The following is a 23,912-nucleotide window of genomic DNA, read 5'->3' on the forward strand; positions in this document are numbered from 1 at the left end:
CTATGATCAGTCTTGAAGCGACCGCTCAACGGTCGCCGTCGGAGACAACCACCAGGCGCCAGTTCGGATCACGCGCGCTGGTATCGCGTTCGAACGTCCAAATGTCGACGAGATCGGACACGTGCTCGGGATCGCCATCGATGACATTGCCGTTGCGGTCGCGGGTGGCGGTGATGAGCTTGCTGACGAAACGCATGGTGATCTGCGCCACCTTGCCGCGCAGCACGGCATCGACCATCGACGCCTTGTCGATCGACACAAAAGTGGTTTCGACCTTTTCGCCACGGCTCTCGCGATCGGTGATCGCCTGGGAGAAACTATCGAAGACATCCTTCGACAGGAGGCCGCGCAAGGTCTGGCGGTCGCCGGCCGCAAAAGCGGTGATGATCATCTCATAGGCGGACTTGGCGCCGCCGATGAAACCCTTGCCGTCGAACGTGCGGTCGGCATCGGCAATCTGGTCAAGGCCAAGCCAGACCTTGGAGCCCGGCTCGGCCAGGTCAGTCCAACGGTCGCGGGATTCAGCGGGAGCAGCCGGGGCGCCGGCATCGTTGGCGGCGCCGGGCAGACGCACGACCACGCCGTCATTGCCGTTGCCATTGCGGTTGGGACCCGCACCATTGGGCTGCGGCGCCCGATCGGGACGCTGCTTTTCCTGACCGGTCCGCGTCCCAAGCACAGATCGCAGTTTCCAGACCACAAAAATGGCCAGGAGCGCGAAAACGATGGTTGTCACGTCGAACGACTCCTGCATACCGGCCTGTTTCCTAATCTCTTCTGTCTCTGAATATAGTCCCTGGCTCGTTATCTTGCCGGGCCACGTGTTGCGCAACCATAAAATTTCGCCGCGCTCGTCCTATATATTGGCTAGCCTCTATATCGGCGTGACATGACTTTCCGACCAGATGAAGGAGATGGGACAAAACAGCATGCGCAGATTTTCAGTAGGAACTCTGTCCTTTCTTTTGCTGTTTCTTGCAGAAATTGCGACCTATGTCGCCGTCATCGATGAATGGGGGTGGGGAACCGCCCTTGGCATCGGCGTCGGCTCGCTGGCGCTCGGCTTTCTGGTGCTGAGCCGGCTCGGCCAGGACATGGGCCGGGTCTTTTCCAACGCCGGCGGCAATATCGTCCAGCTTTCCTTTGGCGGCCTGTTTTCCGGCGGCCTGTCGATCGCCGGCGCGATCCTGCTGATCCTGCCCGGTTTCCTCACCGATTTTCTCGGCCTGCTGCTGGTGATCGCGAGCTTTGGCCTGAGATTTCTGCCCGACCGGTTCAGCCCGGCTTCCTCGCCGGTCCGCGACACGGGCGGCGGCGTCACCGACCTGCGCCCCGAGGAATGGTCGTCCAATCGCAACACGCCTTCCCAATAGTATTTGCCCGCCCGATCGCATTTGTCCCGGCCCGGCAATCATGCTAGGCGGCAGCGCGATGAATTGAGGCCGCCCGTCGGCTGCCTCCAAGACCGGACAAGGGTTGAGCAATGGCGGAGAATGGGTCGAACGGCGCGGCGAACGGAGCAAACGGCGGCGGCGCTTTGCCGCAGCTCAACGTGCTGGTCCAATATACGAAGGATTTGTCGTTCGAGAACCCGAACGCCCCGCGTTCGCTGGCGCCGCAGAACGAGCCGCCGAACATTTCCATCCAGGTCAACGTCAACGCCAACCAGCTCAACGACACCGATTTCGACGTCAATCTGATGCTCGAAGGCTCGGCCGGCGAAGGCAACGACGTCCTGTTCAAATTCGAACTGACCTATGGCGGCGTGTTCAAACTGCAGAACATTCCGCAAAACGAAATCCATCCGGTGGTGTGGATCGAATGCCCGCGCCTGCTGTTCCCGTTTGCCCGGCAGATCGTCGCCGACGCGGTGCGCAACGGTGGCTTCCCGCCGCTGCTGCTCGATCCGATCGATTTCGTCGCGCTCTATCGCCAGCGCATGGAACAGCTCCAGGCTGGCGCCGCGACGGCGTGAAGCAACCTCGCGCACCTATGTGTCATCCCGGACACGCGAAGCGTGATCCGGGAGCCAGGGGCGCGTGACGAATCTTGGATGGTTGCGAAAGCCGCTTCACCGCTGCATTGAGGGCTCTACCGCTCGCCCCTGGTTCCCGGATCGCCTGCGGCGTCCGGGATGACACAAAGGCTTCGGTGTGACGCGGCGAGATAGTCGCCGAAATCAAAGATAGCGCTGCCAGATCGCCTTTTCGCCAAGCTTTTCGAGCAGTTTGGCATGGGCGGCGAGATCTTCTTCCGTGACGGTCAGCGCCAGAGCGGTTTCGCGTTTGCGCATGAAATCGCCGGTCGTCTGATCGACAATGATGGACTGCGCTTCGGCCAGCACCAGATGCGACTGACGGCCGCCCAGCAGTTCCGCATAGACCTCGGCGAGAATTTCCGAGTCGAGCAAAGCGCCGTGCTTGGTGCGGCGTGAATTGTCGATGCGATAGCGCGCGCACAAAGCGTCGAGAGAATTCGAAGCGCCGGGATGTTTACGCCGCGCCAGGGACAGTGTGTTGACCACCCGGTCCATCTTGAGCAGCGGACGCTCGACGCGGCCCAATTCGGCATTGAGAAATTTGATGTCGAATTCGGCGTTGTGAATGACCAGCGGATCGTTGCCGACGAAGGTCAGGAACTGATCGGCGACTTCGACGAATTTCGGCTTGCCCTTGAGGAAGTCCGCCGACAGGCCGTGAACGCGAAAGGCCTCTTCCGGCATGTCGCGTTCCGGGTCGAGATAGACGTGGAACGTCTGACCGCTGGGAATGAGATTGATCAGCTCGACACAGCCGATTTCGACCAGGCGGTCGCCTGTCGTGGGATCAAGACCCGTGGTTTCCGTATCGAGAACGATTTCGCGCTGCGACACCCAAATCCTCTTCTGCCGTTCGTTCTGCCTACCGCCCGGCGAGGGCGGCGAGCAGGCCATCCACCTGCCGCCCCGCATGAGCGAATCCATGGCCGGTGTCGACAATATAATGCGCTTTGGCGCGCTTGGTGGCGTCGGGAGTCTGCCGGGCCAGAATTGCACTGAATTTTTCCGGCGTCATGCCGGGGCGGGCGAGAACCCGCTCCTTCTGCACCTGCGCACTGGCGCTGACGACGACAATGACATCGACACCGCGATCGGCGCCGGTTTCAAACAGCAGCGGAATGTCGAGGACCACGACCGGGGCATGCTGGGCGCGGGCACGGACCATGAAGGCATCACGATGGGCGCCGACCAGGGGATGAATCAGGCTTTCGAGCTGTTTCATCGCCTCGGGCTTGTTGAGCACGGCGGCGGCGAGCTTCTGCCGGTCGACCACGCCATCGACAACCGTGCCGGGAAAGGCCGCGTCGATCACCGGCACGGCGGTGGTGCGATAGAGTTCGTGCACCGCGCTGTCGGAATCATGCACGGGAACGCCACGGTCGCGGAACATCTGCGCCGTCGCCGATTTTCCCATGCCGATCGAGCCGGTCAGTCCGATGACGATCATCCGGTGTCCCTTCAGCGGCACAAATAGCCGCTTTCCCTGAGGAAGGCGAGCAAGGGCAGAAGTGGCAGACCGCGAATGGTCCAATGATCGCCGGCGATGCGGTCGAACAGATGCACGCCGGCGCCTTCGATGTGATAGCAGCCGACGGAACCGAGAACATCTTCACCGACGGTGTCGAGATAGCGGGCGATGAAATCATCGGACAGCGCATGCATGGTCATGCGAGCCGTCGACACAGTTTCGAACACGACGTCGCCATCAACAACGAAACAGGCGGCGCAGTGCAGGTGATGGGTGTGGCCGGAGAGGCGCCGCAGGGTCACGTGAGCGGCGGCCAGATCACTCGCCTTATGAATGATGTCGTGACCCAGGGCGAGCAATTGATCGCCACCAAGCACCAGACGGCCGGGCAGGCGATGCGACACCTCCCGTGCTTTCTCGCGTGCCAAGGTGGCGGCGATGCGCGAGGGACGGTCGGCACCGCCGGCGACGGCGCCTTCCAGCACGCGCTCGTCGACCTCAGGGCTCAGGGTTTCAAAAGGCAATCGTGCCTCGCGCAGAATCTTGGCGCGCGAGGCGCTGCCGGACGCCAGCACCAGCGGCTGTTGCGCCTGCCAGAGCGAGAACATCGTGTGGATATCCGTAGCCATCGCCTTGTTATGACTCGGCAATGAACTTCAGCCGATGCTCGCGATAGAGATCGATGATCGCCGCAGCGGTTTCCTCGATCGAGCGGCGGGTGACGTCGATGGTCGGCCAGCCGTTCTGTTGAAACAGCCGCCGGCTGTTGTTGATCTCTTCGGCCACGGCCATGCGATCGACATAGGGCGTTTCCTGATCGGCATTCAACGTCAGCAAACGGTTCTGGCGGATCTGTACGATGCGTTCGGGCGAGGCGAGCAGACCAACGATCAGAGGATTGCGCGCCTGCGTCAGCGCATAGGGCGGCGGCACATTGGGAACGAGCGGAATATTGGCGGTCTTGATGCCACGATTGGCGAGATAGATGCTCGTCGGCGTTTTTGACGTACGGCTGACACCGAGCAGGATGACATCGGCATCCTCGAGATTTTCCGGCAATTGTCCGTCGTCATGCATCATCGTGAAATTCAACGCGTCGATGCGTTTGAAATATTCGGCATTGAGCATGTGTTGTGCGCCCGGCCGCGAGGTCGAGGCGGTGCCGAGATAAGATTGAAACAGGTTCAGCACCGGTTGCAGCACATTCAGCGCAGGACTGCCTGTCTCGGCGCAGACGCGTTCGAGTTCGGTCGACAATTCCTCATCGACCAAGGTGTAGAGCACGATGCCCGGCGAGACCGATAATTCCGACATGGCGCGATCAAGCTGCGCGCGATTGCGGATCAAAGGATAGACGTGCTCGATCGCCGAGATCCCCTGAAACTGCGCGGTGACCGCACGACTGACCGCGATAAGTGTTTCACCGGTCGCGTCCGACACGAGATGCAAATGGAAGTAATTGCGGTTCACGAGGCCTCGCTGAAAAATGACGGACGGCGGTTGGGGCCGCTGTGTGTTGGTGTGGACAACTAACCGAGAATTGGTTGCTTCGGACTTATCGGCAAGGCTGCGGGGATAAGCCGGCGGATTCCACCGGGTCGCCCAGGCTGGGGATAAAAGACCAAGTGCCGCAGTCGGAGTCGTTAACGCAAATTAAACATGGGCCCCATCCACAGCAGGGCCTTAACGTATCTTAATGAAATCCTAACGGAAACATTGCTCCGCACAGGCGTGCGCGCGCCCCCTCACAACAGCCTGATGACTGTGGAAGGGAGCGGGGAAGAAACATGGTTAAGAATTTATGAGTCTTATCCCCTGGCTAGGAATCTAATAAACAGACTCTTCAAATCTATATATTTTCTTAAAGAGCGACCGAGTGACGAAACTGTCTGGTGAGGTTAGGTCTGAAATGAAGCCGGGAATGACTCCCAAGCTTCTCTCGGTTCTCGACGGAAGGACCTCCGGTCCACCGCCCATCTGGTTGATGCGCCAAGCTGGACGTTATCTTCCCGAATATCTGGCCATTCGCGCCCAGACGAAGTCGTTCCTGGAATTCTGCTACAATTCGGAATTGGCGATCGAAGCGACCTTGCAGCCGATCCGCCGCTTCGGTTTCGACGCCGCCATCATCTTCAGCGACATTCTCGTCATCCCCGATGCCCTGGGGCAGGACGTCAGATTTGAAGTCGGTGAAGGGCCTCGTCTTGCAGCCATCGAGACTCCCGACCAATTGAAGGGCCTGGCCAGCACACTCGACCTCGATCATCTGGCACCGGTCTACAGGGCCATTGCGGGTGTGCGGGCGAGCTTGGCCCCGGACGTGGCGCTGATCGGCTTCTGCGGGGCGCCTTGGACCTTGGCGACCTATATGATCGCCGGACGTGGCACGCCGGATCAGGCGCCGGCGCGGCTCTTCGCCTATCGTCACCCGGAAGCCTTCAGCCAGCTCATCGACAAGCTCGTCGATGCCGCCGTGGTGCATCTGTCAGCGCAGATCGAAGCCGGCGCCGATGCCGTGCAGATTTTCGATTCCTGGGCCGGCAGCCTGCCCGCTGGGGAACTCGAGGTCTGGTCGGTGCGGCCGATCCAGCGCATCGCCGAGGCGGTGAAGGCGCGCCATCCGCAAACCAAGATCATCGGTTTTCCGCGTGCTGTCGGCGAGCAGCTCCTGCCTTTCACCCAGATTGCCGCGCTCGACGGTCTGAGCCTCGACACGACGGCGGATCGTCGGTGGGCGCGTCAGGTCGCTGGCGGCAAGCCCCTTCAAGGCAATCTCGATCCGCTGGCGATTTTGGCCGGCGGTGCCGCTCTTGACCGGGCGATCGACAGCATTCTTGAAGATTTCGCCTCATATCCCCATATCTTCAACTTGGGACACGGTATTCTGCCGCCGACGCCGATCGCAAATGTCGAGCGTTTGATCAGTAAAGTCAGATCAGGTGGCAGATGATGACTTTCTATACTGTGGTCAAAATCGTCCACGTCCTGGCGATTATTTCATGGATGGCGGCAATACTCTATCTGCCGCGTCTGTTCGTCTATCACGCTGATCAAAAAGCAGAATCCGAGACCAGCAAAGTCTTTTGCGTGATGGAGCGGCGCCTGCTCAACGGCATCATGACGCCGGCAATGATCCTCGCCTGGATCACTGGCGTCACCTTGGCAGTAACCGGCGGTTGGTATCACGACATATGGTTCGCGGTGAAGTTTCTTTGCGTGCTTGTTCTGTCCGGCATGCATGGATTTTTGAGCCGGGAGCGCAAACTGCTCGAGCAGGGGCAGCGGCCGCATACGTCGCGGTTTTACCGGATCATCAATGAAGTCCCGACCCTGCTGATGATCGTCATTGTGATCATGGTTATTGCCAAGCCTTTCTAAATTCGTGATTCCGAAGCCACAACGAAGGTTTCACTTGAAGTCGGGGCGGAATCGCATTATCCGAAAAGTCCCTCCCCAAATCCGGCCTTTCTGTCTTTTCAGGTTCGCTGCCGGCCATCGCCGAATCGTCATATCTGCCTCATTTAGCGATCTGACCGCCCGGTGTGTCATTTCTGTCTATTAGCTACGGCACCACTCAATGCCCGAGATCAAACTCCAAGATTTAAAGAAAAAGTCCCCCACCGAACTGCTTGCGTTCGCTGAGGAGCACGAGGTTGAAAACGCCTCGATCATGCGCAAGCAAGAATTGATGTTCGCCATTCTCAAACAATTGGCGAGCAAGGAAATCGAAATCGTCGGCGAAGGCGTCGTCGAGGTTTTGCAGGACGGTTTCGGCTTCCTGCGCTCAGCCGATGCGAATTATCTCGCCGGCCCCGACGACATTTACGTCTCGCCCTCGCAGATCCGCCGCTTCGGCTTACGCACCGGCGATACGGTCGAAGGTCTCATCCGCAGCCCGAAGGAAGGCGAACGCTATTTCGCGCTGCTCAAGGTTAACTCGATCAATTTCGAGAACCCGGAGAAGGCCCGCCACAAGGTTCACTTCGACAACCTGACGCCGCTCTATCCTGATGCGCGGTTGAAGCTTGAAATCGAAGATCCGACCCGCAAGGATTTTTCCTCCCGCGTCATCGATATCGTCTCGCCGATCGGTAAGGGCCAGCGCGCTTTGATCGTCGCGCCGCCGCGGACCGGTAAGACGGTGCTGTTGCAGAACATCGCCCAATCGGTGACCGCCAATCATCCCGAATGCTATCTGATCGTTCTGCTGATCGACGAGCGTCCGGAAGAAGTCACGGACATGCAGCGTTCGGTGAAGGGCGAGGTCGTGTCCTCGACCTTTGACGAACCGGCGGTGCGCCACGTGCAGGTCGCCGAAATGGTGATCGAAAAGGCCAAGCGCCTGGTCGAACATGGTCGCGACGTGGTCATTCTGCTCGACTCGATCACTCGCCTCGGCCGCGCCTACAACACCGTGGTGCCGTCGTCGGGCAAAGTGCTCACCGGCGGTGTCGACGCCAATGCGTTGCAGCGGCCGAAGCGCTTCTTCGGCGCGGCGCGTAACATCGAAGAAGGCGGTTCGCTGACCATCATCGCCACGGCGCTGATCGACACCGGCTCGCGCATGGACGAAGTCATCTTCGAAGAGTTCAAGGGCACGGGTAACAGCGAAATCATCCTCGACCGCAAGGTGGCGGACAAGCGCGTCTTCCCGGCGATCGACATCACCCGCTCCGGCACTCGTAAGGAAGAACTGCTGGTGCCGCCGGACATCCTCAAGAAGATGTACGTGCTGCGGCGTATTCTCAATCCGATGGGTACGATCGACGCGATCGAGTTCCTGCTCGGCAAGCTGCGTGAAACGCCGAAGGGCAATGCGACGTTCTTCGATTCGATGAACACCTAAGAGATTCATCGGTAAGAAATGTGCGCCGGTCGATTCGGATTCGTGACGAATGGGCCGGCGTTTTCTTTGGTGAAGTATGAGCCTGTGGCTCTGGATTGCTTCGCTTCGCTCGCAATGACGGGCGTTCGTCATTGCGAGGAGCGCAGCGACGAAGCAATCCAGAGCCACTGCTTCAGCCTCAAAGCCTGAGGCATTCGCGTTCGATTGAAACGCGATAGAGGACAGACGCACCATGGCCGATACGATCTTTGCTGTTTCGAGCGGGATGGGTCGATCGGCGGTTGCGGTGATCCGCATCTCGGGATCGCAAGCCGGTCCGCTGTGCCGCAGCCTGATCGGCACACTCCCTGCCCCGCGCCACGCCCATCTCGCCGCGCTGCGCGATCCCCAGACCCAAGACATTCTCGATCGCGGTCTGGTGCTGTGGTTTCCTGGTCCGCGCAGTTTCACCGGCGAAGACAGTCTCGAGCTGCAAATCCATGGCGGACGCGCCAGCATTGCCGCGGTGCTGCGCGTGCTCGGCGCGCATCCGTTCTGCCGTTCGGCTGAGCCTGGCGAATTCACCAAGCGCGCCTTCACCAATGGCAAGATGGATCTCGTCGCTGTCGAAGGTCTCGCTGATCTCATCGATGCGCAGACCGAATTGCAACGCCGGCAAGCGATCAATCAGACCGATGGTGCGTTGGCGCGGCAGGTGGATCGGCTGCGTGAAAGCCTGATCGAGATCATGGCTCTGGTCGAAGCCAGTATCGATTTTGCCGACGAAGGCGAAGCGCCTGCCTTCCAACCGGCTGAGCTCACCACCCTTCTGCAGAATATGCGCGCGCGCCTCATGCAGGCGCTGGCCAGCTATCGTCGCGCCGAAATCGTCCGCGAAGGTTTTACGGTTCTGCTCAGTGGACCGCCGAACGCTGGCAAGTCGAGCCTGCTCAATCATATTGCCGGACGTGAGGCGGCTATCGTTTCCGACGTTCCCGGCACGACACGCGATCTCCTGGAAGTGACCATCGATCTCGATGGCCTGCCAGTGGTGCTGATCGATTCCGCCGGCATTCATGAAGCCGCCGATATGGTGGAGCAGATCGGTATTGAGCGGGCGCGCACGCGCGCGGAACATGCCGATCTCGTGCTGTGGCTCAGCGATCGCGCCGAGACCGATGTGTCTTTGGTGCGGGAACGTGACGAAGGACAATCGATTCGGATCAGAACCAAATCCGATCTGACTGGGCGCACGGCTGATCCGCTCGATATCGCTATCTCGACACGAACGGGTGAAGGCATCGATGCGCTCTTGGCTCTTGTTCGGGAAAGACTGTTTGCTGTAGAGAATTTCGCGGAAACGGCCGTGGTTACTTCGGAGCGGCAGTTCGCGGCGCTCTCGGATGCTGTCGTCGGTATTGACCGGGCGTTGGTTCGGGTTGCGGGGCAGCCGGAGGTCCTGGCGGAAGAGCTTCGGGCCGTTGCTGTCTCCCTTGGACGTGTATCGGGCCGGATCGGAGTCGAGGACCTCCTTGATTCTATTTTTGCCCGGTTCTGTTTCGGTAAATAATTGGTTAACGGCCGGATCGACGGATCAGAGGCCGAGCGTCAGATCCAGAGTGTTTCACGTGAAACATTCCGGGTCGATTCGGAAACGGTTTGATGACCCAGTTCTATGATGTGATCGTCATCGGTGGCGGACATGCTGGCTGCGAGGCCGCGGCTGCAGCTGCCCGCATGGGCGCCCGGACGGCTCTGGTCACCCATTCGGCCCAAACGATCGGTGAAATGTCCTGTAATCCGGCCATCGGTGGTCTCGGCAAAGGCCATCTGGTGCGCGAAGTGGATGCGCTCGACGGTCTGATGGGCCGGGTGGCCGATGCCGCCGGCATTCAGTTCCGCGTGCTCAATCGTTCGCGAGGCCCGGCCGTGCGGGGTCCGCGCGCTCAGGCTGATCGCAAACTCTATCGGATGGCCATGCAGGCGGCGATTGCCGATCAGGCCAATTTGACTGTCGTCGAGGGGGATGTCGAAGAAATCTGCCAGGCGAATGGCCGGATCACCGAGGTGGTGGTCTCGGGCGAACGTCGATTCGGATGCGGTTCGGTGGTGGTGACCACCGGCACTTTCCTGAGGGGTCTGATCCATATTGGTGACCAGCGCGTACCGGCCGGCCGGGTCGGCGAGGCACCGTCCACCCGGCTTTCCGCCTCGTTCGAGCAGTTTGGTCTGCGTCTTGGCCGGTTGAAGACCGGCACCCCTGCCCGATTGGACGGGCGGACCATCGATTGGGCCAGTCTGGAGCGTCAGCCGGGCGATTCGGTACCGGAACCGTTTTCGGAGCTGACCGACAAGATTACCACGCCGCAGGTGGACTGTTTCATCACCCGCACGGTGGACGCGACCCACCAGATCATTCGCGACAACATGCATGTCGCACCGATCTTCAACGGCTCGATCTCCGGGCGTGGTCCGCGCTATTGCCCCTCCATTGAAGATAAGGTGACCCGCTTCGCCGACCGCGACAGTCACCAGATCTTCCTGGAGCCGGAAGGGCTCGACGATCCGACGGTCTATCCGAACGGCATTTCGACCTCCCTGCCCGCCGACGTTCAGGCGGCCTTTCTGCGTACCATCCCGGGTCTCGAACAGGTCGCGATCATCCGGCCGGGCTATGCGATCGAGTATGACCATGTCGATCCGACTGAACTCCGCCCGACTTTGGAAACGAAGAAGGTGGAGGGCCTGTTCCTGGCCGGTCAGATCAACGGTACGACCGGCTATGAGGAAGCGGCTGCCCAAGGGATACTGGCGGGTATGAACGCCGCTGCCAAATCAGCGGGTTCCGAGTCCATCACCTTGAGTCGTACCGAGGCTTACATCGGCGTGATGATCGATGACCTGATCACCCGGGGCATTACCGAGCCGTACCGGATGTTTACCTCGCGCGCCGAGTTCCGACTGTCGCTGCGGGCCGATAATGCCGATCAGCGATTGACCGAGCGCGGTATGACCCTGGGTGTCGTTGGGCCGAAACGAACCGCCTATCATCAAGACAAGATGAAGAAGCTGGCTGGAGCCCGGCAGATGCTGGAAGCCAAGAGCCTGTCGCCAACCGAGGCGCGCCGCCATGGCCTGATGATCAATCAGGACGGCGTGCGCCGGAATGGTTTCGAACTGCTGTCGCATCATGAGATCGAAGCGCCGACCTTGGCGGCCATCTGGCCGGAGCTCGACACGCTCGATCCGAAGATCTTGGAGCTGGTCGGCTGCGAGGCGAAGTATCACGTCTATCTCGACCGGCAGCGTGCCGAGGTTCGTGACAGTCAGCGCGAGGAAAGCCTCGTGATCCCCGCAGATCTCGATTTCGCTTCCATCTCCGGTCTGTCACAGGAATTGCGTTTGCGTCTGTCACAAGTCGCTCCGGCGACCATCGGCCATGCGGGACGGATCGAGGGCATGACGCCGGCAGCCATTGCTCTGCTGATCGCGCATTCACGCAAAAATCCGCGCGAGAAGAATTTGTCCGACAAGAGCCAGCGGCAGGCGGGCTGACGTGGACCAGACGACGGATCGAGAGCGGGCGGCGCGGTGGCTGAATGTTTCACGTGAAACATGGGCCAAGCTAGAGCTTTATGAAAACCGGCTTCGCAGATGGCAGAGGGTGAAGAATCTGGTTGCGCCGTCGACCCTCGACCAGATCTGGTCCCGGCATTTCGCTGATTCCCAACAGATTTTGGCCCATGCGCGGACAGCGGGGGGATATCCGAAAACCTGGGTCGATCTTGGTTCTGGCGGTGGTTTTCCGGGGTTGGTCATCGCCATCTGTCTGGCCGGCACGGATACTCGGGTGCATCTGGTCGAGAGCGATCATCGCAAATGCGCCTTTCTGCGCGACGTAGCGCGGGAAACGCAGGCGCCGGCCGTCGTCCACAACCTTCGCATTGAAGACTGCTACGCAGACGTGGGACGGGTTGATATGGTGACGGCTCGGGCCCTGGCGCCCCTGTGGAAACTGCTCGATCTGGCGGCGCCATTTATCGAGGACGGCGCTAAGTGCCTGTTCCTAAAAGGACAAGATGTAGAGTCAGAGTTGACCGAAGCTACAATATCTAGTAGTCTGAAGGTGAGTCTGATCGAGAGCCAGGTGGATCCGCAGGGCCGGCTGGTGGCTGTGCATAAAGCGGGTCTGGATCAGTAATGCGAGCCATTCAGGCAGCCCAATCGGGCCTGCGGCGAGGCAAGAGACATCATCATGGGTACGCCAGCTAACCTGAGAGTCATCGTTCTCGCCAATCAGAAGGGTGGCGTCGGCAAAACTACGACCGCCATCAACCTCGGCACCGCTCTGGCGGCCATCGGCGAGAAAGTTCTAATCATCGATCTCGACCCGCAGGGCAATGCCTCGACCGGGTTGGGCATCGACCGTCAATCGCGCAAAGTCTCAACCTATGACGTGATGGTGGGCGAGAAGGGGCTTCTCGAAGTATCCCGTCCCACCAGCGTGCCGCGACTTTTTGTCGCGCCCTCCACTCTCGACCTGCTCGGCGTCGAATTGGAGATCGCCGCCGACAAGGATCGCGCCCACCGCATGAAAAACGCCATCCGTGATTTCGCCTTGGCGACCGAGGGCACCGACGATCCTTTCACTTATGTCCTGTTCGATTGTCCGCCGTCGCTCAATCTGTTGACGGTCAATGCGCTGGTGGCGTCCGACAGCGTGCTGGTGCCGTTGCAGTGCGAATTCTTCGCGCTCGAGGGTCTGTCGCAACTGCTGTCGACCATCGATCAGGTGAAACGGGCGCTCAATCCGGAACTCGCCATTCACGGCGTCGTGCTGACCATGTTCGATCCGCGCAACAATCTGGCCACTCAGGTCGTCGCCGACGTGCGCAAGTTCATGGGCGACAAAGTCTACGACACGATCATTCCGCGCAACGTGCGCATTTCCGAAGCGCCGTCGCATGGCAAGCCGGTGCTGCTCTACGATCTGAAGTGTGCCGGCAGTCAGGCCTATCTCAAACTGGCCTCGGAAGTGATTCAGCGTGAACGACGGCTGCGCGCGGCTTGATGAATAAGAAGAGGTTGATGTGATGGCAGAAGAATCGCGCCAGCGATTGGGACGGGGTCTGGCGGCGCTCTTGGGCGATTCGGCGCCCGATCCGGAAGTCAAAACGCCGGCCGTGCCGACGCGGCAAGTGTCGGTCGATCTGCTGCGGCCGAATGCGCATAATCCGCGCAAGATGTTCGATGAAGAGGCGCTACAGGAGCTCGCTTCATCGATCCAAAAGCGCGGCATCATTCAGCCGATCGTCGTGCGCAAATCGACCAATCCGTCCGACACGTCCAACGTCTATGAGATCATTGCCGGCGAGCGGCGCTGGCGCGCGGCGCAACGTGCGGGCCTGCATGAAGTGCCCGTGCATGTGGTCGATGCGGACGACCGGATGGTGCGCGAACTGGCGATCATCGAAAACGTGCAGCGTGCCGATCTCAATCCGATGGAAGAGGCGGCTGGCTACGAACAATTGATGCAGGACTATTCCTATACGCAGCAGGATGTGGCGCAGATCATTGGTAAGAGCCGCAGTCACATCGCCAATACGCTCCGTCTGCTGAACCTGCCCGAACTGACAAAGCAGCTCGTGCTGATTGGTCAGTTGACCGCCGGCCATGCGCGCGCGTTGCTGTCGCTGCCCGATACGGATGCGGTGGCGCAACGTGCCGTCGCGCAAGGCCTCACCGTGCGCGATCTCGAAAAGATGGTGCAGGAGCAATCGGCGCCCAAGGCCGCCGCAGCCCCGCGCAAGCCGAAGGCCGAAAAGGATGCCGATACGCGCCAGATCGAACGCGAGCTGAGCGAAGCGACCGGCCTCAAGGTGACGATCGACGCCAACAATCCCGACAATGGCCAGGTGGTGTTGCGTTACACCTCCTTCGATCAGCTCGATGCGATCATCGAGCGGCTGCGGCAGGGCCTGCATCTGTCGGGTTCGCGCTGAAGGCGCTAGACTCGGGCCAAAGCCGAAACCTTGGTGTCATCCCGGACACGCGCAGCGTGTTAAGGCGTAGGATCGTGCCAGATATGCCTGCGCCACAGGTACTTGTTGACGCTCTGTCGGGCATCAATGGATTGCTTCGTCGCTGCGCTCCTCGCAATGACGGCACGGCGTTCAACGATTCCATTAAACTGTAACAAGGCTCTACTGCTTGCCCTGGTTCCCGGATCGCGCTTGCAGCGCGTCCGGGATGACACCGAAGTTTCGGCTTAAATATCACCGTCCGGGATTGCGTCCCGCGAGCGCGATTGACCAGAGCGCGCGCGTGGCGATCTCCGGCGCCAGATGGGCTTCCAGGCGTGAGCGCTTGATGGCGTCGCCCAGGGTCGTCACCGCGCGGGCGAGTTTCGGCGCGCTCCACTGCCGCGCATGGACGGCGAGGGGCGCGCGGCGCGGAAAGGGCACCGGCATGATGCGCGTCGCCGTTTCCACCGCGCGATCCGCCGGTGTGCCGCTGTCGATTTCGAGTCGGGCGCGATGGGCGATGACGGCATGGCGCAGCGCCTGGATGAGAAAACCGCCTGGATCATTGCCGGCGGCGAAGACCCGCTCAAGGGTTTCGCTGACCGCCGCGTGATTGCCGGCGAAGGCGCCGTCGATCGCTTCATCGATCACCAGGGCCGAGGCGTCGGCGCAGCTCTCAAGCACCGCATCGAGATCGACCACGCCTTTCTGATGCGCATAAAGCAAGAGCTTGTCGATCTCGCTGCGCGTGGTGAGGCGGTCGGCGCCGAGCAACGAGACCAGCAATTCCCTGGCATCGGGATTGATCGTCATCTGCGCCTGCGCCACTTCCGTGTCGATCAGCCGAATGAGGTCTTCCTCGCGGTCCGGATTGCATTCGATGGCGACGGCCTGGCGATGCTGGGTGAACAGCTTGCGCAAGGCGGAATCGCCGCGCAGCGCGCCGGCTTCGACGATGACGGTCGAATCGACCGGCGGCACATCGAACAGCGGTTCGAAGGCCGGCATGAGATTGGCCGAGCCGGCGGTGACGAAGACGGCGCGCTTGCCGCCGAACAGGCCCACCGTATTGGCTTCGTCGAGCAGCTTTTGCGGATCGCCGGCCAGTTCCTCGCTGGTCATTTCGACCACCTGGAACGGGTCCTTGGGGTCATCGACCGACAGGCGCAACGCCTTGCGGGCGCGCTCGCTGATCAGGCCCGTGTCCGTGCCGAAGAACAGATAGAAGCGGATGTGATCTTGCCGCGAAGCGAGAAGGCGATCCGCTTCGCCGCTGCGAATCGCGACCATGGCGGCGGATCAGGCTTTGCGGGCCAGGCCCGCCGCGAGGCGCGTGCGAATCTGGTCGGCGATCACTTTGGCGTTGCGGATTTCGGCATCGCGCGCGGCGCGCTGGTTGGCGAAACGCTGGCTGGTACGATCGTAGCTCTGCGCCGCCACGGCGACGCCTTCGAGAACCGGCTTCTGATCGTCGGTGACGGAATAGAGTTTGTATTCGGCATCGACCAGAACCGTGCCGGCGGTGGCACGGGCAGTGACGGTATCGACCAGCGGCGAACTCACCCGCTCGCGCGCGGTGATGACGAGGCGATATTTCGGAATCACCGTCGATCCCGTGCCGTTGAGCGCGAAGATCAACTCGTTGCCGAGATAGTGGCCGAGGCGATCGGGCACGGGTTCCACCTTGATGGCCGCCAGATCGTCCCGGAGCTGTTCGCCGGCGAGGCCGCCATACATCGGCTGGAAGCAACCGCCGAGCGACAGAGCCAGCGTGCCGGCCAAAGCCAGCGCCGCCACAGATCGAACCCGCCTTGCACGCAGGTCTTGTCGGTTAAACGACCACATTGACGATCCTGTTGGGTACGACGATGACTTTCTTGGCGGCCTGACCATTCAGGAGCTTTTGCACGTCATCGAGTTTCAACGCTTCGGCTTCCAGCAACTTTGCATCAGCATCGCGCTCGATGACAAGCTCGCCGCGCTTCTTGCCGTTCACTTGAACGGGAATGGAAATCGTGTCTTCGCGGGCCAGAGCCGGGTCGACTTTGGGCCAGGGCGCATAGGCGGCGGCGCCGGAATGGCCGAGCCGTTCCCAGCATTCCTCCGCCAGATGCGGCATCATCGGCGCGAACATCAGCACCAGCGCATCGGCCGCTTCGCGACAGGCGAGGCGGAACTGCGGCGTCATCTGTTCGGGCGACTGCACGTCGCCGAGAATCTTGCTCAATGCGTTCGACAGCTTGCGGATTTCCGCGATGGCGGTGTTGAAGCGCAGGCGCTCGATATGATCGGCGATGCGCGCGCAATGGCGATGGGTCAGGCGGCGAATGTCGAGCGCCGCCGCTTCGCTGATATTTTCAATCGGTGTTCCGGCGGGCGCCGCGATCTCGGCGAGCTGGCCGATCAGGCGCCATAACTGCTGCACGTAACGGGCCGCGCCCTGCACGCCTTCTTCCGACCAGATGACGTCGCGATCGGGCGGCGAATCCGACAGCATGAACCAGCGCGCCGTGTCGGCGCCATAAGTGCCGATGATGTCGTCGGGGTCGACGGTGTTGCGCTTCGATTTCGACATCTTCTCGACCGAGCCGATGCTGATCTCGCTGCCGGTGGCGAGCGAGAACGCCTTGCGCACGCCATTCTCGGTGCGCATGTCGATCTCTGAGGGCTGCAGCCAGTCGCCGTTGGGCGAACGATAGGTTTCGTGCACCACCATGCCCTGGGTGAACAGTCCCTCGAACGGTTCGGCGATGCCCAGATGCCCGGTCTTGCTCATGGCGCGAGTGAAGAAGCGCGAATAGAGCAGATGCAGGATCGCGTGTTCGATGCCGCCGATATACTGGTTCACCGGCAGCCATTCATCAGCCACGCGGCGGGTCGTCGGCGCATCTTCCCGCCACGGATCGGTGAAACGGGCGAAATACCAGGACGAATCGACGAAGGTGTCCATCGTGTCGGTTTCGCGCGTCGCCGGCTTGCCACACTGCGGACAAGCGACATGTTTCCATGTCGGATGGCGCTCCAGCGGATTGCCGGGACGGTCGAAGGTGACATCCTCGGGCAGTTTCACCGGCAGATCGTCTTCGGGCACCGGCACGCTGCCGCAATCCTCGCAATGGATGATCGGGATCGGACAGCCCCAATAGCGCTGGCGCGAAATGCCCCAGTCGCGCAGCTTGAAGTTCACCTGGCGGGCGGCGCGCGGGCGACCGTCCAGTGTCTCGTTCTCCAGGCGGCGCGCCACTTCGTTCTTGGCATCCGCGATGGTCATGCCGTCGAGGAAGCGCGAATTGATCATGCGGCCGTCACCGTCATAGGCGGTGTCGGTGATGACGAAGGTCGCGGGATCGACATCGGGCGGGCAGACCACCGGCGTGTTGCCCAGGCCATAGGCGTTGGCGAAATCCAAGTCGCGCTGGTCGTGGGCCGGGCAGCCGAAGATGGCGCCGGTGCCGTAATCAAGCAGCACAAAATTGGCGACATAGACCGGCAAGGTCCAGTTCGGGTCGAACGGATGGGTGACCCGCACGCCGGTGTCGTAGCCCTTCTTCTCCGCGGTCTCGAGCGTGGCCACCGACGTGCCCATGCGATGGCATTCGTCGATGAAGGCCTGCAAGCCCGGATTGCCGACGGCCAGCGACTTGGCGAGCGGATGATCGGCGGAGATCGCCATGAACTTGGCGCCGAACAAGGTGTCGGGCCGCGTGGTGTAGACCTCGATCTCGCGCGCATCGGTTTTGGACGAAGGAGCGATGTCGAAGCGCACCAGCAGGCCTTCCGACCGGCCGATCCAGTTCTGCTGCATCAGCCGGACCTTTTCCGGCCAGCGGTCGAGGGTTTGCAGGGCGTCGAGCAATTCCTGCGAATAGTCGGAAATCTTCAGGAACCACTGGGTCAGTTCGCGCTGTTCGACCAGCGCGCCCGAGCGCCAGCCGCGCCCGTCGATGACCTGCTCGTTGGCGAGCACGGTCATGTCGACCGGATCCCAGTTCACTTTGGACTTTTTGCGATCGACCAGGCCATTGGCCAGGAAATCCAGGAACATTTTCTGCTGGTGGCGGTAGTAGCTCGGGTCGCAGGTGGCGATTTCGCGCGACCAGTCGAGCGACAGGCCCATGGACTTGAGCTGCCCACGCATGGTGGCGATGTTCTGGTAGGTCCAGGTCGCCGGGTGGGTGTTGTTCTGCATGGCGGCGTTTTCAGCGGGCATGCCGAAGGCGTCCCAGCCCATCGGATGCAGCACGTTGAAGCCGGTCGCGCGCTTGTAGCGGGCCACGACGTCGCCCATGGCATAGTTCCGGACGTGGCCCATATGGATGCGCCCGGACGGATAGGGAAACATTTCAAGGACATAATACTTCGGCTGCGGCCCGTCGTTGCGCGTTTTGAAGGTGCCGGACTCCTCCCAGAACCGCTGCCATTTCGGCTCTGTCTCACGTGGGTTATATCGGTCGGAAAACATTCAAGGATCGCAATCTGCTGACGGAGGGCGCACATACGCGCCGAAGTTGGCGTTCTTTTACGGTCCAACACAAGGGCTTGCAACTTGTGGCCAGCAAGTTGTGGCGCAGTTAAGGAGCAGCGATGACGCTGACGAAAATAAGTGATTCCGGCAAAGACGCCGCCGATATTCTGGCACGGTTCCGCACGGTGCGGGAGGATATCGACCGGGCGGCGCGCCACGTGCCGCGCGACCCGGCCGGGGTAACGCTGCTGTGTGCCTCCAAAACCCAAGGTGTCGAGCGAATCGAGCCGCTTTTGGCGGCGGGTCATCGCCTGTTTGGCGAAAATCGGGTGCAGGAGGCCAAAACCAAGTGGCCGGAGCTGCGCGCCCGCTATCCTGACGTGGATTTGCACCTGATCGGCCCGCTGCAGACCAATAAGGTACGCGACGCCCTGAAACTGTTCGATGTCATCGAAACCCTCGACCGCGAGCATCTGGCGGAGGCGATCGCCACTGAGAGCGCCAAGCTCGGCAAGCGGCCGAAACTGTTCGTCGAGGTCAATACCGGCGCCGAGCCGCAAAAGGCTGGCCTTCTGCCGGCCGAGGCCGATGCCTTCATCGCCCGCTGCCGGCAGGTGCATGGCCTGGATGTGGTCGGGCTGATGTGCATTCCGCCGGCCGACGATCAGGCGTCGCCGCATTTCGCTTTGCTGAGCGAGATCGCCAAGCGCAACGGGCTCAGCCAGCTCTCGATGGGCATGAGCGCCGATTTTGGCCAGGCGGTGCAATTGGGCTCGACCGAAGTGCGGGTCGGCACGGCGATCTTCGGGGCGCGGCAGGCTTAATCGACGTAAAGCGCCGCGAGTCTTGCGCCGATCTCCGACATGTCCAACGCCCGGCCCTCGATATGAGTGACGGGGGCGAGGCCGAGGCTGTTGGTGATCACGGCCTCGTGGATCGTGCCGAGTTCGGCGGCGGCGATGCGGCGCTCGCGGGCATCGAGCATTTGGAGGATGCGGGCGCGTGTGAGGCCGTTCAGCACGCCGTCTTCCAGGCGCGGCGTCGCCCAGCCGTTGCCGTCGCGGATGAAGAGATTGCCGACGGTGCAGCAGGCGACATCGCCTTGCGTGTTGAGCAGCACCGCATCGGTGGCGCCGCGCGCCAGCGCTTCACGCTTGGCGATCAGCGCGTCGCCATAGGCGAGAACTTTGAGGCGCGAGAGCGGCGAGTGTTCGTTGCGACGCGTCGTCTGGCTGACGATGAGTTGCGCCGGTGACGCAGCGACATAAGGCGCGATGCTGGCAAGCAAAGTGGGATGCGCCGCGTCTTCGCTCGGCCAGAGACCGCGCTTGTTCGACGGGCCGCGGGTGAGGGTGAGCCGCAAAGCGGCGTCCGATAGGCCAGCTTTTTGGATGAGGCCGTCGAGACCGTTGCCGATCGCGGCATCGGAAAAGGGGATAGGAATATCGAGCTGCTGTGCGCCGGCGCGCAGCCGCTCAAGATGCGACGTCAGCCACAGCACTTTGCCGTTGCGGGCGCGAAAAGTCTCGAACAGGCCGTCCGCCAGCAGGAAGCCACGATCGCTCGGTGCGATGCGGGCTTGTCTGTCGTCAACTAGATGTCCGTTGAGCCAGTAGTAAGTCATCGTTGTCGACTTCGTTGGTCTGGTGGTCTTCCTCGGCGCCCTCGATAATGAAGGCGTTTTCATCGAATGATCCTGTGGCCGCCGTGACGATGGCCTGAATCGAGGCCTTGGCTTTCAGCAACATTTCGTCGAATTCCCGCTGCGGCGTCGATTGCGCGACGACACCGCCGCCGACACCGATGGAAAGTTCGCGTCCCGCCTGGACGATGGTGCGAATGACAATGCTGAGATCGGCGGCGCCATCATAGCCAATCCAACCGAGCGCGCCGGAATAGACACCGCGCGCCCGGCCTTCGAGCTGGTCGATCAAGGCGAGCGTGCGCGTCTTCGGTGCGCCGGTCATCGATCCACCAGGGAAAGCGGCGCGCAAGAGATCGACGATGGTTTTGTTCGGTTCGAGCTGGCCATGAACGGTGCTGACCAATTGATGCACCGTCGCATAGGATTCGATATCGCAGAGTTTTGGCACGGTGACGGTGCCCGGCCGGCAGACGCGCGACAGATCGTTGCGCAACAGATCAACGATCATGACGTTCTCGGCACGGTCCTTGTCGCTGTGCGCGAGCTCCGTTGCGAGCTTTCGATCGCCGATCGGATCGGCATCGCGCTTGACCGTGCCCTTGATCGGTTTGGCCTCGACATGTCCGTTTTTGTCGACATGCAGGAAGCGTTCGGGCGAAGCGCTGAGAACGGCACCGCCTGGCCATTTGATATAAGCGGCGAAGGGCGCGGGATTGATGCGCCTCAACACGCGATAGAGATCGAAGGATTCGATGTCGAGTTCGGTCCGGATCGTGTTGGTCAGGCAGATTTGATAGGACTCACCGGCATGGATCCAATCGAGGCATTGCTCGACGTCGCGTAGATACGTGTCGCGATCGCGGTCGAGCCGAAAGCTCATGATGCGATCTTGCGCGTGTGGTGCGGATTGCGGCACCGCTTGTTGGCGGATCGCCGTTTCGATCTCGCTCAGCCACGTCTGCGCCTCCTGCCCCTGCTCCACCGTACAGACCGCATACATCTTGCCGGTTTCGTGATCGAAAGCCAGGAAGCGATCGACATGCTGTAAAAGCGCATCGGGCATGGTGCTGATGCCGTGCGTGGCGCCGCCGAAGTCGCGTGCCAATTCGTAGCCGAACCAGCCGATCCAGCCGCCGACGAACGGACAAGGCGGGGAATTGTCGATTTCGGCTGGAAGCCGATGCGCGAGAAGATCAAGAATACCAGGGGTTTCTTTGTCTTCGCTCTTCGCCTTGTAAAGATCGAGCGCGCTGGCCTCGCCGAAGTAAGACCAGCGTGCTTGGCTCTGTTCCGCCGCGCTGTCCAACCAGAAAGCGCACTCTTTCGCCGCAAAGGCATTGGTATAGGCGGTCTCGGGCGATGGCGGATCGATGATCTCGGCCCAGGCCAATGACACCTGCTGCTTCGCTTTCGCCTTTTCCGGCACGAAGTGCGAGACAGGATGCAGGCTGCGCGGCGCGGCCGCCTGCGACAGATCGCGGAAATTGCGCAGCAGCCGGTCACCGCCTTCGCAGATGATCGATTCCGGATGGAACTGCACGCCCCAGAGCGGGCGCGCGCGATGCATCAGCGCCATCACCAGATCATCGTCGCTCCACGCGATCTCGATGAGATCGCCAGGCAGCGGGCGCTGCACGGTGAGCGAGTGATAGCGCGCGGCCAGGAAAGGCGACGGCAGGCCTTGCAGCAGGCCGGTGCCGGTGTGGCGCACGGGCGTTGCCTTGCCATGGACGGGGCGCGGTGCTGGGATTACCGCGCCGCCCGCCATCGTGGCGATGCCCTGATGGCCGAGGCAGACGCCGAGGATCGGCTTTTCGCAGTGGCTGAGAACGTCAGCGCAAACGCCGAAATCGCCAGGGCGGCCGGGATGGCCGGGGCCGGGCGAGATGATGACATTGTCGAACGCCATCGCGCGCAAGCTCGCCCAGTCGCAGGCATCATTGCGCAAAACGAGCGGCATCTCCTGGTTCACCACGGCGACCAGATGCACGAGGTTGTGGGTGAAGGAGTCGTAATTGTCGATGATCAGGGTGCGCATGAGGTCAGCCGATGATCATGCGGCAGTCGCGGGCGAGGCGCGGCAGCAGCCGGCGCATGGCGTCCGCTGAGACAGCGACGCAGCCGGCGGTCGGGGCCGGCGGGGTTCGGGTCAGGTGGAAGAAAATGGCGCTGCCGCCGCCTTTGATCCGGGGCTGGTGGTTATGGTCGAGGATCAAAACAACGTCGTAAATCGGCGCCTCCATCCACATCGCCTCATGGCTGGCGGGGAAAGGCCGGGTGACCAGGCGGTTGTATTGGCCGCTTGCCCGGTCGTCACACCAGCCGTCCTGACGGCGCAACGGCCGGATCGGGATTGCGATTATGGGTCGGGGGAGGCGATCCGGGCGGTAAAAGCCACGGTAAAGGTGATAAATGCCGGCCGGCGTCGCCCCGTCGCCCTCCCGCTTGGCATGGACGATCCCGGCCGGGCCCAGTTTGCAGGGAAGGGTTAACGCGCCGATGGTCAGCCGGCCGTTGGCGCGGCCGCCGAGAGCTTGGAAAACGCGGAGACGGGAAATCGGCTTCACGGCGACACGGGGCTGCGGCATTCACCTGTTTGTGCATGGCATTTGACGGCAGATCAATCAGTTCGGGGCACCGTCGCTTGCGGATCGGGCCGATTTCCTCGAATATCGTGCAGCGCAAATCATTTGCGTTTCGCAATTTCCGCGCTTCGTGGCTTCGCCCAGCGCCCAGTTGGACCGGCACCGCACTTGATCCGAAAAATCCTCATCACCGACGATGACGTCGATTTGCGCACCGCTTTGGCCAGCCAGCTCGATTTGCATGAAGAATTCTCGACCATCGAGGCCGATACGGCGACCAAGGCGCTGCAAATTACCCGCGCCCAGACGCCCGATCTCGTCATCATGGACGTAGGCCTGCCCGACATGGATGGACGGGAGGCGGTGCGGATCATGCGCAAGGACGGGTTCAAGAACCCGATCATCATGCTGACCGGCCAGACCTCCGATGCCGATGCGGTGCTGGGGCTCGATTCCGGCGCCAATGACTATGTCAGCAAACCGTTCAAATTCGCCGTGCTGCTGGCGCGCATCCGCGCCCATCTGCGCCAGCACGAATCGAGCGACGACGCGACTTTCCAGATCGGCATCTATTCGTTCAAGCCGAGCAGCAAAATGCTGGTCAACGACAAGGGCAGCAAACTGCGGCTGACGGAAAAGGAAACGGCGATCCTGCGCTTCCTCTATCGTGCCGGCCAGCAGGTGGTGACGCGCGACGTGCTGCTGCGCGAAGTGTGGGGCTATAACGCCAATGTCACCACGCATACGCTTGAAACGCATATCTATCGCCTGCGCCAGAAGATCGAGAAAGATCCCGCCAGCGCCCAATTGCTGGTGACGGAAGCGGGCGGCTATAAGCTGGTGCCTTGACGCGTTGAGAGAGT

At 61.4% G+C, this 23,912-nt stretch carries 23 protein-coding genes; 12 read left to right on the forward strand and 11 right to left on the reverse strand.

What is annotated here, in order from left to right:
• Positions 1-25: 25 nt before the first annotated feature.
• Positions 26-754 (reverse strand): Tim44/TimA family putative adaptor protein, encoded by a 729-nt coding sequence (locus OIM99_RS06560; RefSeq protein ID WP_311849525.1) that lies wholly within the window; start codon positions 752-754, stop codon positions 26-28.
• A 175-nt stretch (positions 755-929) separates the two neighbouring features.
• Here OIM99_RS06560 and OIM99_RS06565 point away from each other — a divergent pair, with 175 nt between their 5' ends.
• Complete coding sequence (locus OIM99_RS06565; protein ID WP_311849526.1) at positions 930-1,373, forward strand: FxsA family protein; 444 nt, start codon at positions 930-932, stop codon at positions 1,371-1,373.
• A 110-nt stretch (positions 1,374-1,483) separates the two neighbouring features.
• Entirely contained in the window at positions 1,484-1,975 is a 492-nt protein-coding gene (gene secB, locus OIM99_RS06570) for a protein-export chaperone SecB (RefSeq protein ID WP_311849527.1), read from the forward strand.
• 204 nt (positions 1,976-2,179) lie between these two features.
• Here the strand turns inward: secB and dnaQ are convergent, their stop codons facing one another.
• Genes dnaQ through OIM99_RS06590 form a run of 4 tightly spaced genes read right to left on the reverse strand, consistent with a single transcriptional unit; the run spans position 2,180 to position 4,976 of the window.
• Positions 2,180-2,872: a DNA polymerase III subunit epsilon gene (gene dnaQ / locus OIM99_RS06575; RefSeq protein WP_311849528.1), complete on the reverse strand. Its 693-nt coding sequence runs from the start codon at positions 2,870-2,872 to the stop codon at positions 2,180-2,182.
• Positions 2,873-2,900: 28 nt separating this feature from the next.
• Positions 2,901-3,485 carry a dephospho-CoA kinase gene (coaE, locus tag OIM99_RS06580; protein WP_311849529.1) on the reverse strand — a complete coding sequence of 195 codons (585 nt, stop codon included), beginning with the start codon at positions 3,483-3,485 and terminating at the stop codon, positions 2,901-2,903.
• Between the two features lie 11 nt (positions 3,486-3,496).
• Positions 3,497-4,135 (reverse strand): Maf family protein, encoded by a 639-nt coding sequence (locus tag OIM99_RS06585; protein WP_311849530.1) that lies wholly within the window; start codon positions 4,133-4,135, stop codon positions 3,497-3,499.
• Positions 4,136-4,142: 7 nt separating this feature from the next.
• A complete protein-coding gene (locus tag OIM99_RS06590; RefSeq protein WP_311849531.1) occupies positions 4,143-4,976 on the reverse strand; it encodes a pyruvate, water dikinase regulatory protein in 834 nt (277 codons plus the stop codon).
• A 439-nt stretch (positions 4,977-5,415) separates the two neighbouring features.
• On the opposite strand from OIM99_RS06590, the gene hemE reads away from it, so the two are divergent.
• The 8 genes from hemE (at position 5,416) to OIM99_RS06630 (ending at position 14,333) form a co-directional block, all read left to right on the forward strand.
• Positions 5,416-6,456 (forward strand): uroporphyrinogen decarboxylase, encoded by a 1,041-nt coding sequence (gene hemE / locus OIM99_RS06595; protein WP_409371477.1) that lies wholly within the window; start codon positions 5,416-5,418, stop codon positions 6,454-6,456.
• Positions 6,456-6,884: a protoporphyrinogen oxidase HemJ gene (gene hemJ / locus OIM99_RS06600; RefSeq protein WP_311849533.1), complete on the forward strand. Its 429-nt coding sequence runs from the start codon at positions 6,456-6,458 to the stop codon at positions 6,882-6,884. The genes hemE and hemJ overlap by 1 nt, the downstream gene beginning before the upstream one ends.
• A gap of 199 nt (positions 6,885-7,083) precedes the next feature.
• Positions 7,084-8,352: a transcription termination factor Rho gene (gene rho, locus OIM99_RS06605; RefSeq protein ID WP_311849534.1), complete on the forward strand. Its 1,269-nt coding sequence runs from the start codon at positions 7,084-7,086 to the stop codon at positions 8,350-8,352.
• A 232-nt stretch (positions 8,353-8,584) separates the two neighbouring features.
• Positions 8,585-9,901: a tRNA uridine-5-carboxymethylaminomethyl(34) synthesis GTPase MnmE gene (gene mnmE / locus OIM99_RS06610; protein WP_311849535.1), complete on the forward strand. Its 1,317-nt coding sequence runs from the start codon at positions 8,585-8,587 to the stop codon at positions 9,899-9,901.
• A 92-nt stretch (positions 9,902-9,993) separates the two neighbouring features.
• A complete protein-coding gene (gene mnmG / locus OIM99_RS06615) occupies positions 9,994-11,886 on the forward strand; it encodes a tRNA uridine-5-carboxymethylaminomethyl(34) synthesis enzyme MnmG (RefSeq protein ID WP_311849536.1) in 1,893 nt (630 codons plus the stop codon).
• 1 nt (position 11,887) lies between these two features.
• Entirely contained in the window at positions 11,888-12,532 is a 645-nt protein-coding gene (gene rsmG, locus OIM99_RS06620) for a 16S rRNA (guanine(527)-N(7))-methyltransferase RsmG (RefSeq protein ID WP_311849537.1), read from the forward strand.
• A gap of 54 nt (positions 12,533-12,586) precedes the next feature.
• Positions 12,587-13,402 (forward strand): ParA family protein, encoded by an 816-nt coding sequence (locus OIM99_RS06625; protein WP_311849538.1) that lies wholly within the window; start codon positions 12,587-12,589, stop codon positions 13,400-13,402.
• 22 nt (positions 13,403-13,424) lie between these two features.
• A complete protein-coding gene (locus OIM99_RS06630) occupies positions 13,425-14,333 on the forward strand; it encodes a ParB/RepB/Spo0J family partition protein (RefSeq protein ID WP_311849539.1) in 909 nt (302 codons plus the stop codon).
• 273 nt (positions 14,334-14,606) lie between these two features.
• On the opposite strand, the gene holA is transcribed toward OIM99_RS06630, so the two are convergent.
• The 3 genes from holA to leuS are packed head-to-tail and all read right to left on the reverse strand — an operon-like array spanning position 14,607 to position 18,816.
• Complete coding sequence (gene holA / locus OIM99_RS06635; protein ID WP_311849540.1) at positions 14,607-15,644, reverse strand: DNA polymerase III subunit delta; 1,038 nt, start codon at positions 15,642-15,644, stop codon at positions 14,607-14,609.
• A gap of 9 nt (positions 15,645-15,653) precedes the next feature.
• A complete protein-coding gene (gene lptE / locus OIM99_RS06640) occupies positions 15,654-16,151 on the reverse strand; it encodes an LPS assembly lipoprotein LptE (RefSeq protein ID WP_311849541.1) in 498 nt (165 codons plus the stop codon).
• A 34-nt stretch (positions 16,152-16,185) separates the two neighbouring features.
• Complete coding sequence (leuS, locus tag OIM99_RS06645; protein WP_311849542.1) at positions 16,186-18,816, reverse strand: leucine--tRNA ligase; 2,631 nt, start codon at positions 18,814-18,816, stop codon at positions 16,186-16,188.
• A 122-nt stretch (positions 18,817-18,938) separates the two neighbouring features.
• Between leuS and OIM99_RS06650 the strand changes: the two genes are divergently transcribed.
• Positions 18,939-19,643 carry a YggS family pyridoxal phosphate-dependent enzyme gene (locus OIM99_RS06650; RefSeq protein ID WP_311849543.1) on the forward strand — a complete coding sequence of 235 codons (705 nt, stop codon included), beginning with the start codon at positions 18,939-18,941 and terminating at the stop codon, positions 19,641-19,643.
• Here the strand turns inward: OIM99_RS06650 and OIM99_RS06655 are convergent.
• From OIM99_RS06655 to OIM99_RS06665, 3 genes are read right to left on the reverse strand one after another with little or no spacing between them, the layout of a single operon-like run.
• Positions 19,640-20,443, reverse strand: a complete 804-nt coding sequence (locus tag OIM99_RS06655) for an aminotransferase class IV (protein ID WP_311849544.1) — start codon at positions 20,441-20,443, stop codon at positions 19,640-19,642. The two genes, OIM99_RS06650 and OIM99_RS06655, sit on opposite strands and share 4 nt — an antisense overlap.
• Complete coding sequence (pabB, locus tag OIM99_RS06660; protein ID WP_311849545.1) at positions 20,409-22,502, reverse strand: aminodeoxychorismate synthase component I; 2,094 nt, start codon at positions 22,500-22,502, stop codon at positions 20,409-20,411. The genes OIM99_RS06655 and pabB overlap by 35 nt, the downstream gene beginning before the upstream one ends.
• Before the next feature lie 4 nt (positions 22,503-22,506).
• Positions 22,507-23,052 (reverse strand): L,D-transpeptidase family protein, encoded by a 546-nt coding sequence (locus OIM99_RS06665; RefSeq protein ID WP_311849546.1) that lies wholly within the window; start codon positions 23,050-23,052, stop codon positions 22,507-22,509.
• A gap of 165 nt (positions 23,053-23,217) precedes the next feature.
• Here OIM99_RS06665 and OIM99_RS06670 point away from each other — a divergent pair, with 165 nt between their 5' ends.
• Positions 23,218-23,898, forward strand: a complete 681-nt coding sequence (locus OIM99_RS06670) for a response regulator transcription factor (RefSeq protein WP_311849547.1) — start codon at positions 23,218-23,220, stop codon at positions 23,896-23,898.
• Positions 23,899-23,912: the final 14 nt, after the last annotated feature.

Origin of the sequence: Methylocella sp. CPCC 101449 (genome assembly GCF_031921685.1) — a bacterium.
GTDB lineage: Bacteria > Pseudomonadota > Alphaproteobacteria > Rhizobiales > Beijerinckiaceae > Terripilifer.